At 51.0% G+C, this 14,267-nt stretch carries 13 protein-coding genes; 3 read left to right on the top strand and 10 right to left on the bottom strand.

What is annotated here, in order from left to right:
• Nucleotides 1–61: 61 nt before the first annotated feature.
• Nucleotides 62–1,600, bottom strand: coding sequence for a MocR-like pyridoxine biosynthesis transcription factor PdxR (gene pdxR / locus SAR116_RS10390; RefSeq protein WP_013046894.1), 1,539 nt, complete (start codon nucleotides 1,598–1,600; stop codon nucleotides 62–64).
• A gap of 268 nt (nucleotides 1,601–1,868) precedes the next feature.
• Here pdxR and SAR116_RS10385 point away from each other — a divergent pair, with 268 nt between their 5' ends.
• Nucleotides 1,869–3,191, top strand: coding sequence for an omega-aminotransferase AptA (locus SAR116_RS10385; RefSeq protein ID WP_013046893.1), 1,323 nt, complete (start codon nucleotides 1,869–1,871; stop codon nucleotides 3,189–3,191).
• Nucleotides 3,192–3,288: 97 nt separating this feature from the next.
• On the top strand, nucleotides 3,289–4,428 hold the full coding sequence (locus SAR116_RS10380) for an FAD-dependent monooxygenase (protein ID WP_013046892.1): 1,140 nt from the start codon (nucleotides 3,289–3,291) through the stop codon (nucleotides 4,426–4,428).
• Between the two features lie 21 nt (nucleotides 4,429–4,449).
• Here SAR116_RS10380 and pncA read toward each other — a convergent pair whose 3' ends face one another.
• Complete coding sequence (pncA, locus tag SAR116_RS10375) at nucleotides 4,450–5,055, bottom strand: bifunctional nicotinamidase/pyrazinamidase (RefSeq protein ID WP_013046891.1); 606 nt, start codon at nucleotides 5,053–5,055, stop codon at nucleotides 4,450–4,452.
• Between the two features lie 184 nt (nucleotides 5,056–5,239).
• On the opposite strand from pncA, the gene trhO reads away from it, so the two are divergent.
• Nucleotides 5,240–6,229 carry an oxygen-dependent tRNA uridine(34) hydroxylase TrhO gene (gene trhO, locus SAR116_RS10370; protein WP_013046890.1) on the top strand — a complete coding sequence of 330 codons (990 nt, stop codon included), beginning with the start codon at nucleotides 5,240–5,242 and terminating at the stop codon, nucleotides 6,227–6,229.
• Between the two features lie 5 nt (nucleotides 6,230–6,234).
• On the opposite strand, the gene SAR116_RS10365 is transcribed toward trhO, so the two are convergent.
• From SAR116_RS10365 to SAR116_RS10330, 8 genes are all read right to left on the bottom strand, one after another.
• Entirely contained in the window at nucleotides 6,235–7,221 is a 987-nt protein-coding gene (locus SAR116_RS10365) for a glutathione S-transferase family protein (RefSeq protein ID WP_013046889.1), read from the bottom strand.
• Between the two features lie 32 nt (nucleotides 7,222–7,253).
• Complete coding sequence (gene rpe, locus SAR116_RS10360; protein WP_013046888.1) at nucleotides 7,254–7,919, bottom strand: ribulose-phosphate 3-epimerase; 666 nt, start codon at nucleotides 7,917–7,919, stop codon at nucleotides 7,254–7,256.
• Between the two features lie 146 nt (nucleotides 7,920–8,065).
• Nucleotides 8,066–8,947, bottom strand: a complete 882-nt coding sequence (locus SAR116_RS10355; protein ID WP_013046887.1) for a DMT family transporter — start codon at nucleotides 8,945–8,947, stop codon at nucleotides 8,066–8,068.
• Nucleotides 8,944–10,155 carry an acetylornithine deacetylase gene (gene argE, locus SAR116_RS10350; RefSeq protein WP_013046886.1) on the bottom strand — a complete coding sequence of 404 codons (1,212 nt, stop codon included), beginning with the start codon at nucleotides 10,153–10,155 and terminating at the stop codon, nucleotides 8,944–8,946. The genes SAR116_RS10355 and argE overlap by 4 nt, the downstream gene beginning before the upstream one ends.
• The gene (locus SAR116_RS10345) at nucleotides 10,155–11,330 is read right to left on the bottom strand and encodes a M24 family metallopeptidase (RefSeq protein ID WP_013046885.1); all 1,176 of its coding nucleotides are present in this window, start codon (nucleotides 11,328–11,330) and stop codon (nucleotides 10,155–10,157) included. Before SAR116_RS10345 ends, argE begins: the two co-directional genes overlap by 1 nt.
• 24 nt (nucleotides 11,331–11,354) lie before the next feature.
• Nucleotides 11,355–12,299 carry an agmatinase gene (speB, locus tag SAR116_RS10340; protein ID WP_013046884.1) on the bottom strand — a complete coding sequence of 315 codons (945 nt, stop codon included), beginning with the start codon at nucleotides 12,297–12,299 and terminating at the stop codon, nucleotides 11,355–11,357.
• Between the two features lie 22 nt (nucleotides 12,300–12,321).
• The gene (gene fghA / locus SAR116_RS10335) at nucleotides 12,322–13,146 is read right to left on the bottom strand and encodes an S-formylglutathione hydrolase (protein WP_013046883.1); all 825 of its coding nucleotides are present in this window, start codon (nucleotides 13,144–13,146) and stop codon (nucleotides 12,322–12,324) included.
• Complete coding sequence (locus SAR116_RS10330) at nucleotides 13,146–14,255, bottom strand: S-(hydroxymethyl)glutathione dehydrogenase/class III alcohol dehydrogenase (protein WP_013046882.1); 1,110 nt, start codon at nucleotides 14,253–14,255, stop codon at nucleotides 13,146–13,148. The genes fghA and SAR116_RS10330 overlap by 1 nt, the downstream gene beginning before the upstream one ends.
• Nucleotides 14,256–14,267: the final 12 nt, after the last annotated feature.

Here is a 14,267-nt window from a genome sequence, read left to right as displayed (position 1 = left end):
GAATTTTCACGCCATAACACTCAGCAGTCCAGCATCCCAGCCTCACACATCGTGGATTTCATCATGGTTTTTGGCTTTGCATCCGGCGCATAACAGTAGCCAGCCTTTGAATGCCATCAGGGATGCGTTCAGCCGCAATCGCCGAATAGGCAAGCCGGAAATAATTAAGTGGTGGCCGCGTCCTGCCAAAGAACACATCTCCAGCTTCGATCAGCACACCTTCTTCTGCGGCGCGCTGTGCCAATTCACGGGCATCAAGCCAGTCAGGCCCTTTGACCCAGAAGCTGGTACCCCCGAAATGCGATCCTGTGCGGGCAAACAGCCCTTCCTGATCAAGCGCATTTTGCAACGCTGTATGCCGCCCGGCCAGATGCCGACGCAGGCGGCGAATCTGGGCATCATAATGACCAAGCGCCATAAAATAAGCCAGTGTGCGTTGCGCATGGCCTGGAGGATGTCGCAGGATCAGATGCCGCAGAGCCCGCGCTTGGCTAATCAGCCCTTCTGGTGCCACCAAATAGCCCAACCGCAAGCCCGGAAACACCGATTTTGATAGGCTGCCAACATAGATCACCCGACCATCTTCATCCTGTGATTTCAACGCTGGGGTTGGCGCACCCAGAAAATTCATCTCAAATTCATAATCATCTTCGACGATCAACAGATCATGCCGCCGCGCCATATCAAGCAGTTGCCGCCGCCGATCCGCAGGCATGGTAAAGGTTGTTGGGCATTGGTGACTGGGCGTGATAAATACTGAATCACTTTGACGCAACACCCCTTCATCTAGCACCAGCCCCCCCTCATCAACGGGAAGTGGATGGATGTTCTGCGTGCGTTGTAGCAGAATATCACGCAAATCGGGATAGGCTGGATTTTCGATAACGACATGCTTACTCGCATCGACGATCAACTGCGCCACCAGATATAATGCGTTCTGCGCCCCAAGCGTGACCAGAATTTGTTCAGGACGCGCTCTGATTCCACGACGGGGCAGACTGCGCGAACATATATAATTGACCAGCATTGGATCATCATGCTGACCAAAGTCACCAACCATCGTGCCAAAATTGCGCATGCCAAATGCTTGTCGAGCACAATCACGCCATTCCGACAGCGAGAATAATTCATTATCAACCTGACCATAGACAAAGGGATATTTATATTCACGCCAATTGACCGGCTTTTGCACTGGCCGGACATAACTGCATGACTGGACCAGCTTGGCATCCCAATCAACCTGCGCCCGACTATCAGCTAGCTTAGGTCGAATCACATCATCCATGTCATCAACGGGATATAATGCTTCACTATCATTACCGGGCGTATCAACCAGTGGCGATATCGGCGCATCATCACTGACCACATAGCCTGATCTTTCCCGCGTTTCGATATAGCCTGTATCGATCAAGGCTTGATAGGCCAGAATCACCGTATTGCGCGACACATTCAACTGCGCGGATAAGGCGCGACTTGATGGCAGCTTATCACCAGGCAGGATTGATCGTCCCAGAATCGCTTCGACAACGCTTTGCCTTATTTGCGCTTGCAGACTGACACCTGACTCAGAATCCAGCGTGATGATGATATGCTCGTTCATTGTGCCTGCTTTACTGTCCAGTTAATCATCTAAGGCCGTGCAAATACTATATCTTTTGAACCATTGAATCTGGTACCAGTCAATGGCATATCTGGTTCTATTGAAACGGGATGTTTGCCCCGTAACGTGAAATATATAAAACAGGGCTTGGCACAATAGGAATAGCGTTACGCCCACTAATTTTGTAAAATGTTAAAAATGCAACGCGACAGGCATATAAAGGCATTCGTCTTGGCAAGGCCTGCCCATAAGATATTGGAGAACTGTTATGGCATATGACGCTAATTCTCTTGAAAGCCACTGGATGCCGTTTTCGGCCAACCGTGATTTCAAGAAAAACCCCCGGATGGTCGTCAAATCTGATGGGATGTATATGTGGGATTATAAAGGTGGCCAGATTATTGATGGATCATCTGCTTTGTTCTGCACACCTGCTGGACATGGACGCCGCGAGATCGCCGAAGCCGTGTACAAGCAGATGCTCGAAAATGATTACACACCTCATTTCCAGCTGGGCCACCCCGGATCATTCGATCTGGCTGAACGCGTTTGCCGTCTTCTGCCAGATGATTTCAATCATGTTTTCTTCACCAATTCGGGCTCTGAATCAATTGAGACCGCGATCAAGGTTATTCTGGCCTATCAGCGCGCACGTGGTGAAGCACAGCGTAACCGTCTGATCAGCCGTGAACGTGCCTATCATGGCGTCAATATGGGCGGTGTTTCGCTTGCTGGCATGGTACGCAATCGTGAAACATTTGGCTTGACGCTGCCGAATATTTCGCTGATCCGTCACACATGGCAGGAAGATCAGCGCTTCAGCAAGGGTCAGCCAAAAACAGGTGCTGAACTGGCTATGGATCTTGAGCGCATTGCCGAGAACCTTGGCGGTAGCACCCTCGCCGCAGTCTTTATCGAGCCGGTAGCCGGATCGACAGGCACATTGGTACCGCCGGTTGGCTATCTCGAAAAGGTACGTGAAATCTGCGATAAGCATGGTTTGATTCTGGTATTTGACGAGGTTATCACCGGCTTTGGCCGTATGGGCACCCCATTTGCGACACAGAAATTCAACGTCAAGCCTGACATCATCACCATGGCCAAGGCATTGACGAATGGTGCCATTCCAATGGGCGGTGTTGCTGTTACAGACGAAATCTATGATACGATCACCAATTCTGCACCGGATAATGCTATCGAGTTTTTCCATGGCTACACCTATTCAGCGCACCCGGCAGCTTGTGCCGCCGGTATTGCCACCCAGAAAATCTATCAGGATGAAGGCCTGTTTGAAAATGCTGCGGCACTGGAAGACTACTTCCTTGATGCCATGTGGACATTACAGGATCATCCGCTTGTTGCCGACATTCGTGGCATCGGCATGATGGCTGGTATTGAAGTACATTCAGATGGTGCCCCGGGCCGCCGTGGCGGCAATATGCAAAAAGCGATGTTCTGGAATGGTCTGCACATCAAATGGACTGGTGACAATGCGATTGTCGCGCCAGCCTTTGTGGCCGAGCGTCATCACATTGACGAGATTGTCGACAAGTTCCGCAAGACACTTGATCAGGCACTTGAAGAAAAATAGCAGGCCAAAGTGTAATCTGCTTTAGATTGCTCTTTAGTCTTAGACATCCAAGCCGACCACGCTTTATAGTGTGGTCGGCTTTTTGATGAGGAAAGAGATGATAGCGGTTAGCGGTGGTGGTATTGCCGGATATAGCATTGCAATAGCGATTGCCAGATCAGGCCATGCGGTCACATTACTGACAGGCGGCAAACGCCAACAGCCTTTGCAAGGCGGTATCCAGGTTGCGCCAAATGGCTGGCAGGCTATATGTCGGCTGGGGCTTGAAGACGCGCTTGCGGCATTGCCAACACGGCTTGATACAATCAGCGTTCGTGCGTTGGAAACTGCCGCCACAATCACCCATCTTACCCTTGACCAGTATTACGCATCATTAGGACGAAACGCTCTGCTGACAAGCTTGCATGATGTTGCACTCAGCCTTCCTAACATCACCTTCATTGATGATAAACTGGTCAGCCTGACCGATGCTGATGGCATTACCACATTAGTGTTGGCGTCGGGTGATCTGCTGACATGTAATGGGCTTGTTGCGGCTGACGGGGCAAATGGCTTTGGCCGTGCCTATGTCACGGGATCAGCAACCGCAAAACCAACATCAAAACTGGCCATGCGCGCCGAAATCGACGCGCCTATTCTTCCAGATATGTTTGCCCGGCCACAAAGCAATCTATGGCTTGGGCAAGGCACACATATTGTTCATTACCCGATCAACGGTGGCGCCAAAGTCAATGTTGTTGTGACCATATCAGGCAAGAATGACCAGAATATATCTGGCTGGCAGAATAAAATTCTGGCACCGCATCCTGTGCTGTCATATCTAGCCCATCATGACATCACATGGGTCGCAACGCCTCTGCCTAGAGCTGTCAGCCCTTTATGCTGGCGGCGCGGCAATGTTGTACTGGCGGGTGATGCTGCCCATATCATGCCACCACATCTGGCGCAGGGTGCGGGACAGACATTACAGGATGCGGCCTGTTTGTATGAATGCCTGAGTAAAACGGCTGACATAAAATCAGCTTTTGCCAGCTATGCGCGTCAACGTTCCATATCAGTTGCGCCTATTGCCCGCAAAGCTGAACTTAGTGGCGCGATCATGCGCCTATCCGGGCCAGTAGCACGCTTGCGGAACATGGTTCTTGATGTTGGTGGCAGTAGTTTGATGCAAAGCTGGCTGGCAGATGTGTGGGCAGCAGACCCTACCTTAAAAACAGCCACGTCCCCATCACATTAATCAGCTGACACCACCCTTGGCCTAATGCTTCAACGTCACGCCAGCTGAACGCATGGCATCAAAAGCCTGATCAAGCGAGCCATCAAGATCAATCGCACGGCAGGCCTTGAGCTCAACCGCGACGTTAAAGCCAAGCTTTGCCGCATCCAGTGCTGACCACGCAACACAGAAATCAGTTGCCAGACCAACCAAGGTCACCGACGCCACATCATGCGCACGCAACAGATCACCAAGTCCAGTTGTCGTGGTTCGGTCATTCTCGAAAAAAGCTGAATAGGAATCAACTTCCGGATTCATGCCCTTACGAATAATCGCTACCGCCAGATCAGTATTAAGATCAGGGTGAAAGGCAGCCCCAGCGCTTCCCGCAATACAATGATCCGGCCATAGGGTTTGTGGCCCATAGGACATATCGATCATGCTATAGGGCGTCGCGCCTGCATGTTGCGACGCAAAACTTGAATGGCCTTCGGGATGCCAATCCTGCGTGATGAAAACCTTATCAAAGGCGGGCATCATTGCATTTATGTGCGGCATAATACTGTGACCGTCGGCAACCGCTAACGCGCCACCCGGACAAAAATCAACCTGTGGATCAATAACAATAAGAGCGTGCAAGGCTGACATGGTTCATTCCTGATTCTATATATGGATGTGAGCGTCTTGATTGACCATACGCTAGAGGGCATATCATAAGCATCTCAACTTTAAAATATCTTCTGTTTGGCCACAGCGCAATATCTTGGATTTCAGCATGGCAGATGCTAGGTTGCCCAGAACAGGACATGATATAGATGACGTTAGGACTAGCATGTCAGTAATGACACAGAATATGAATGAAATGCTGTTGCGCGCCGAGGCTGATGGGCGCGGTTATGTTGTTGCGGCCATGTATAAATTTGTGACCCTGACAGATATTGAAACGCTTCAGCAGACAATCATAAATCTATGCACATCACATCAGGCGCTCGGCACAATCCTGCTTGCCAATGAAGGCATCAATGGCACAATTGCCGCCCCCATCGACGGCATGACAGGCATTCTGGAATGGCTCGAAGCAGACAGTCGTTTTGGCGGCATGTCATTGAAATTTTCACATAGCCCAACACAGCCCTTTTTGCGGATGAAAGTCCGCCTGAAACGCGAAATTGTGACAATGGGGTGTCCCGAGATAAGTCCGGCAGAGCGCACAGGCACCTATGTAGAGCCAAAAGACTGGAACGCCTTGATCAGCGATCCCGACGTGCTTGTTGTCGATACACGCAATGTCTATGAAACGGCGATCGGGATGTTCGATAATGCGGTTGATCCGATGACCACAAATTTTCGTGATTTTCCTGACTGGGCCGCACGTCTGGCAGAACAACAGGCCCCGGCAAAACCGAAAAAAATTGCCATGTATTGCACAGGCGGTATCCGTTGTGAAAAAGCCAGCGCCCTGATGCAGGACTATGGCTTTGACGAGGTCTATCATCTACAGGGTGGCATCTTGAAATATCTTGAAGATGTCCCCAAAAATGACAGCAAATGGCAAGGTGAATGCTTTGTATTTGATGGCCGCGTAGCTGTAGATCACAATCTTAATCCGGGCAGTTACGGTATGTGCCATGGTTGCCGCATGCCCCTATCACAGGATGACATGCAACGTCCCGAATATGTCGAAGGCATTAGCTGTCATCATTGTCAGGATACCCAGGATCCCGAACGCACTGCACGCTTTGCCGAACGACAGAAACAGATCCAGCTGGCCAAACATCGTGGCGAAGCACATTTAGGCGCCTCGCCACGAAATTCGAAATAAACGCCCTAGCCAGTCAGCGCTTCGCGTCCATGCGGCGCATCAAAGTCAAGCACCGGCCCAAGCGGCACAATTCCGGTTGGATTAACCGTTGGGTGGCTGGCGTAATAATGCTGTTTGATATGTGGCATAACCACTGTTTCGGCAATGCCCGGCATCTGATACAGATCACAGGTAAAACCATGCAACGCCGGATAATCGACAATACGCCGAAGGTTGCATTTGAAATGCCCAACATAAACAGGATCAAACCGGATCAGCGTTACAAATAGCCGCCAATCCGCTTCGGTTAATCTTCGGCCAAGCAGGTAGCGGGTTTTTTGCAGGCGCGCTTCCATCCGGTCAAGGGCATCAAATAAATTGGTGACCGCTTCCTCATACGCCTTTGTCGTGGTTGCAAAACCTGACATATAGACGCCGTTATTGATATGTTCATAGACATCAGCATTGATTGCATCAATCTCTGTGCGCATATCTTCAGGGTAATAATCATGCTCATTTCCGGTCAATCCATCAAAAGCCGAATTCAACATGCGGATGATTTCCGAGGACTCATTCGACACAATACAGCCTTGATGCTTATCCCATAAAACAGGCACCGTAACGCGTCCTGTCACGGTAGGTGCGCTTTCCGTATAGACCTGATGCATGAATGACTTGCCAAGCACATGATCGCCGGTTGCGCCAAATTCATCAGTTTCAAATGTCCAGCCCTGGTCAAGCATCAGCGGATGCACAACCGATACCGTAATATGCTCATCAAGATCTTTTAGATGCCTGAAAATCAACGTCCGGTGCGCCCATGGACAGGCATAGGACACGTAAAGATGATAACGCCCTGAATCAGGCGTGAAACCACCAGCCCCTGTCGGGCCTGGCGCACCATCTGCCGTTATCCAGTTTCTGAAACGCGCCGAATCCCGCACAAACTTCCCATCAGACTTTGATGTGTCATACCATGCAGATGACCACTGCCCGTCAACTAACAGTCCCATATGTTGGATACCCCTTGTAAAGCACGGCTTATCTACCGCACAGCATCTCTTATGCGCGCAATATTGCCGCTGTAAGATGCTTGGTTATCCCCCTTGAAAATTGCCGATCCCGCGACAAGCACTTGCGCGCCAGCCCGTACTACCGCACCGGCTGTTTCGGCAGTAATACCACCATCAACCTCTATAATAATATCACGCCCGTCAATCATGTCATTTATTGTGGCTATCTTTTCCACCATGGCCGGAATAAAGACCTGCCCGCCAAAGCCCGGATTAACAGTCATAACCAGAACCAGATCAAGTCGATCCATGACATGCTGAATAACGGCGGCGGGCGTATGCGGATTTAGCGCGACACCGGCTTTACAGCCAAGTTCGCGAATATGCGACAATGTCCGGTCAAGATGATCACAGGCTTCGGCATGAACTGTAACATAATTTGCACCAGCAGCAGCATAATCAGCCAGCAGAACATCTGGATTAGAGACCATAAGATGCGCATCAAAAATCTTGTCAGTTGTATTGCGTAGCGCCTTGATAATCGGTGGGCCAAAGGTCAGGTTCGGTACAAAATGCCCATCCATGACATCAAGATGAATCCAGTCAGCACCAGCCTGATCGACCGCTTTGATCTCGTCGCCAAGCCGGCTGAAGTCAGACGCCAGAATTGATGGAGCTATGATGATCTCATGTGACATATGTAAACGTCCCAAACTGGCTAACGGCCAAAATAAACTTCTGGCTAACAGCAAAAAATGAACCTGATGCGGGAAACTTAAAAGCGGAAAGGAAAAATTACAAGCACACAGCGCCGCTTAATTTAGCCAACCCTATTCCAATCTGTCTATTTTAAGCTATTTTGCCGCCATTTACGTAGAATTGATGGCTCTATAATGACCACACCAACGCCAATAATAACCACGATGCCACCCGCAAAGACGATGGGGTCAGGGCGTTCGCCGAGAAACGTAACAGCCCCCAGAATTGTCGATACTGGCAACAGCATCTGTAACGGCATCACCACGGGCACCGGATAGCGCCCCAGCACATAATACCATGCCGAATAACCAACCACTGTCATGACGATGCCAAGATAGATCACCGTTCCCCATGCTGATAGGGGTGCTGCCAAAAGAAAAGGTAATGGATTGCCTTCGACAAAAAACGACGCCAGAAACATTTGCGGGCTAGCCATCACCCCGACCCATGCTGTTAGCTGGAAACCTGTCAGACCACTGGTGTATTTACGGATCAGCACCTGTCCAAACGCCCATATCAGACAGCCAGACAAAACCAGAATTATGCCAAACACTTTGTTACTCAGAGCCGGTCCGCCAATCAGGATTATGATGCCAATAAGCGCGATTATGATACCAAGAAACTGTCGTAAATTGGGCTTTTCACCCAACAATAACGCACCAATAACAACGCCAAAAATCACCTCGCTTTGCACCAGCAAAATCGCAGGCGTGGCATCCATCCGCGCCAGACCTGAAAAAGTCAGACCATATTGCATTGTTGCCGAAACAAAGGCGATGAAAAACAAGGTGACCAGATGACGACGCGGTATCGGCACAAACCAGACCAGTATCAGGGCGGCAATACCAAAGCGCATTCCCATCAGCAATAGCGGCGGGAAATGCTCTAACCCGCTTTTGGCTAGGGCAAAACCAAACCCCCATGTCAGCGGCACCAAAAGCGCGATCAGAAAGTCACGAATAGTCAAGAGTTGTCGCCAGATGGGGATATGTGACCTTGTTGTGGTGGTTCCTGTGCATAGCGAAGCAGATTTTCCAGAAAGGCCAGACCCTGTTTGATCGCATCCACCTCGATAAATTCATCAGGCTGATGCATTTCATCCATACCGCCCGGGCCAAATACAATTGTTTCCATGCCTGCCTGCTGATAATGCCCGCCATCAGTGCCAAAGGACACAACCGACGGCGCCTCATTTGTCCATAGGCGCGCAATCAGCGATGCCGCCGATGATGTAGCGCGCGCCTCCATCCCCGGGCACCATGATATTTCGGTTATGCTAATGCCCGCATCGGCAAGGATCGCCTGCATCTCTGGCACAAGCTCATCGGCGATATAGGCTTTTATATCAGCCAGAATGGCATAGGCATCATCTCCGGGTAGCGGTCTGATTTCCCATAGAAAACGACAATAATCGGGTACAATATTGCGGGCTTCACCGCCTTCGATATGACCAACCGACAAGGTTGTATAGGGCGGGTCAAACGGCGAATCTGGAACCGGCGCATCGGCTAGCCTGGCTGCCACCTGTTCGATATAGGTAATCAGCCGCGCCGCATAATAAAGCGCATTCACCTTACCACGTGGATCCGAGGCATGGCCTGCCGACCCACGTATTTCAGCGACCAGTTCCAAGCCGCCCTTATGCCCGATGAATGGCCGCATGCCTGTTGGTTCGCCAATGATCGCCAGCGCAGGCTTGATCCCCATTCGGCGCAGAAAATCTGGCATTTGCGCCGCGCCAAAACTGCCCACTTCCTCATCAAAGGTGAACGCATAATGTAACGGCATGCTCAGCTTGTCTTCAGCCGCCTTGAATGCTGGTGCCATCGCCAGTGCCGTCGCCAGAAACCCTTTCATATCGACCGCACCGCGGCCATATAGACGCCCATCCTGCTTATGCAGAACAAAGGGATCACGGCTCCAGCCATCTCCGGTTGCTGGCACCACATCGGTATGTCCCGATAGAATGATTCCGTCACAGTCGCCGGATCCAATCGTCGCAAACAAATTGAACCGCGTGCCATCTTCATGTGGATCCAGCATCACCGGTATGCCCAGATTTTCCAGATAACTTTTGATATAGGCGATCATGTCACCATTTGGTAAACCCGTAACAGTGGGGAAGCTGACCAGATCAGCCAGCAACCGTTCGGCCTGTTCAAGCGGCGTTGTCATCAGCTAACCACATGCACATGTTGTGGAAATGCGCTCAGCCTTACACAGTCCTTTTCCCGCACATGCAATGTTTCGCTTAGCTCCATACCCCATCCATCCATCCACATGCCGAGGATAATATGCACAACGGCATTTTCCGGCACGATTGTTGGTTCTGCTGGCCGGAAGCTGATCGTATGCTCGCCCCAATCTGGGGCATAGGCAACACCAATCGAATAGCCAATGCGGCTTTTCTTTTCCAGCCCATAGCGATCAAGCACATTTTGCCACGCGGCATGCACATCCCCTGCCACCGCATCAGCCTGCAAGGATGACATAACCGCATCCATACCTTCTTCAACCGCTTTTGCCGTATCGATCAAGGCGGCTGGCTTATCTGCCCCAAGATGCACCGTCCGCGCCAGCCCGACATTATAGCGCTTACGACATGCGCCAAGCTCAAAGGCAATTGTCTGCCCTGCCTCAAGTTTGGCATCAGTCCACATCGGATGCGCTGCTGTTGCCGCCTCACCTGCCAGAATCAATGGATGCAAGGCAGGCATATCACCGCCAAATTCAGCCGTACCTTTAATTTGGGCAGCGGTAATGTCAGCCATCAGATCACATTGTCTAACGCCCACCTTGGCACCATCCCACGCCACCTGCATGGCGATATCGGCAATCTGTGCCGCCTGATACATAAACGCCAGTTCGGCATCGCTTTTTATGGCGCGCACCCAATTGACCAGCAAGTCAGCATCAACCCATTTTGCATCGGGCAGTCCGGTCTGCAAAGCATGCAAAGACCGCGGCGAAAAGTAATAACTATCGCTTTCATATCCGATTCTGGCCGTGCCATGGCCCGCGTCGCGCAGCCATCCCGCGACATGATCCGACGGATGCATATCTGGTTGCTGTACCATATGCTCGGGATAGCCAATGATCTGCGATTCAGGCAAATAGGTGGTAAAGCTGGCCGCCTTCGCATCCATCAGACGGGTCATCAGAAATGGCCCATTGACCAAATCCAGCACCACCATCTGCGGTGTATAAAATGACCATGAGTCAAACCCGGTTAGCCAGTTCATATTTGACGGATCGCCAATCACCAGGACCTCGATATCACGTGCTTGCATAGCCTCGCGCACACGGTCAATACGGTTGTTATATTCAGCTTTGCTAAATGCTGGTGCCATAATTAATCCCCCATTCAGAACGTGCTAGCTCCGATATGCGACGCCCGGCAGAACGCATAACATTTCAAATAACAAATTCGCCGCGACCAAAGCCGTACTGCCTTGCGGATCATATGGCGGCGAGACTTCAACAAGGTCACAGCCCACAATATTCAAACCGCGACAACCACGAATGATTTCAAGCGCCTGTATCGTCGTCAGACCACCAATCTCCTGCGTGCCGGTGCCTGGCGCAAAAGCCGGATCAAGCGCATCAATGTCAAAACTTAAATAAACCGGATCATCACCCAGCGCAGCCTTGATTTTTGCCATCAACGGCGCGGCGGAACGATGCCATAATTCTTCCGCTTGGGTTACGGAAAAACCCTTATCACGCGCCCAGTCAAAATCTTCGGCTGTATAGCCAGTGCCGCGCAAGCCAATCTGATAGGTGCGTTCTGGATTGATCAGTTTTTCTTCCCATGCGCGGCGGAACGGCGTGCCATGCGCAATCTCTTCACCAAACATATGCTCATTTATATCGGCATGGGCATCAACATGAATCAAACCAACAGGCCCATGCTTTTTGGCCATCGAACGTAAAATGGGCAAGGTCATTGTATGATCACCACCAAGTGATAGCGGAATCACATCATGCGTCAGCACATCATCATAAAACCCGGTAATGCGTTTAACCGAGTCTTTCAGATCAAATGTATTGATCGGCACATCACCAATATCAGCAACCTGAATCGAATCAAACGGCGCTGCCTTTGTCCACATATTATAGGGGCGAAGCATCACCGACTCGGCCCGAATCTGTTTGGGACCAAACCGCGTTCCTGGGCGATTTGATGCGCCGATATCCATTGGCACGCCGACAAAACAGGCATTTAACCCCGCAGCATTATCAGCCGAAGGCAGGCGCATCATCGTACCAGGCCCTGCAAAACGCGGCATATCATTGCCGCCCAATGGCTGATTTTTCATTTAGCCTCCTATGGCGATACCGCTAAAGACGTTTCATGTGCCAGCGTAGGTGATCTTCCATAAAGCTGGACACGAACAGATAGGAATGGTCATAGCCCTCTTGCATGCGCAAGGTCAGCTTCTGTCCGGCATTCTTGCACGCCTCTTCCAGCAACCATGGTCGCAGGCCACTTTCAAGAAAACTGTCCGCTGTACCCTGATCTACCAGAAAATCATCAAACCTATACCCGTCTTCAAGCAAGGCAACAGCATCATATTGGCGCCAGCCTGATGCGTCATCACCAAGATATTTGGCCAGTGATCCCGATGACCAGTCAGCCGTTGATGGCTGGGTAATCGGGGCAAAGGCGGATGCGCTTTTATAGCGATCCGGATGTTTCAGCGCGATGGTCAATGCGCCATGCCCGCCCATTGAATGGCCAAAAATACCTTGCCGGCTCATATCAACGTCAAATTCTGCCGCAATCAGCGCTGGCAATTCTTCGCTGACATAGCTGTACATATTATAGTTTTCGGCATAGGGCGTCTGCGTGGCATCAACATAAAAACCAGCACCACTACCAAACTGCCAGTTATCAGCTTCATCCGGTATATCAGCACCCCGCGGGCTGGTATCAGGGCAGACAATCGCCACACCCAGTTCGGCAGCAACGCGGCGATACTCTCCCTTATCCATGACATTGGCATGGGTGCATGTCAGTCCGGACAGATACCACAGCACCGGCACAGGTCTATCATGGGGCGGCATAAATACGGCAAAAGTCATATCGCATCCGGTCACCACCGACATATGCCTATATACACCCTGGGTGCCGCCATAGGATAAGGCTGTACTGATTGTTTCCATTAATAGATCACCACTGAACGGATTGACTCGCCAGCATGCATCAGATCAAAGCCCTTATTGATATCCTCAAGCGGCAATGTATGTGTAATCAGCGGGTCGATATCGATCTTGCCCTGCATATACCAATCAACAATCTTTGGCACATCGGTACGCCCACGCGCCCCACCAAAGGCAGTGCCGCGCCAGCTTCTGCCTGTCACCAGCTGGAATGGTCGTGTTGAAATTTCCTGTCCAGCACCAGCCACACCAATGATAATGCTTTCGCCCCAGCCCTTATGCGCGCATTCCAGCGCCTGACGCATCACCGTCGTATTACCGATGCATTCAAAGGAATAATCGGCACCGCCATTGGTCAATTCGACCAGATGACCAACCAGATCACCATCAACCTCACTTGGGTTGACAAAATGCGTCATGCCGAACTTTTCGCCCCATTCCTTTTTGCTGTTATTCATATCGACGCCAACAATCATATTGGCACCGATCATCCGCAACCCCTGAATCACATTCAGGCCGATCCCGCCAAGACCAAACACCACCGCATTACATCCGGGCTCGGCCTTTGCTGTATTGATAACCGCCCCGATACCTGTGGTCACACCGCAGCCGATATAGCAAATCTTGTCAAACGGGGCGGCCTTATTAACCTTGGCCAGCGCAATTTCGGGCACCACGGTAAAGTTTGAAAATGTCGATGTGCCCATATAATGCAGAACCGGCTTACCTTTGATCGAAAACCGGCTGGTGCCATCGGGCATAACCCCCTGACCTTGCGTTGTGCGGATCGCCTGACATAGATTTGTTTTCGGGTGCAGGCAATAGTCACATTCACGGCATTCCGGCGTATAAAGCGGGATCACATGATCGCCGGCCTGTAGCGAGGTAACGCCTTTGCCAACTTCGCGCACGATACCAGCGCCTTCATGGCCAAGAATGGCCGGAAACATACCTTCAGGATCAGCGCCTGACAGAGTGAATTCATCCGTATGGCAAATACCCGTTGCCATAATTTCGACCAACACCTCACCATCACGTGGCCCTTCAAGATCCACATCCATAATTTCTAGCGGCTTTCCTGCCTGAATCGCGACTGCGGCTCTGGTTTTCATTGTTCTCTCCCT

Source organism: Candidatus Puniceispirillum marinum IMCC1322 (genome assembly GCF_000024465.1).
Taxonomy (GTDB): domain Bacteria; phylum Pseudomonadota; class Alphaproteobacteria; order Puniceispirillales; family Puniceispirillaceae; genus Puniceispirillum; species Puniceispirillum marinum.
Note: the sequence above shows the minus strand (reverse complement) of the source record. Positions and strands in the feature narration are given on the sequence as shown.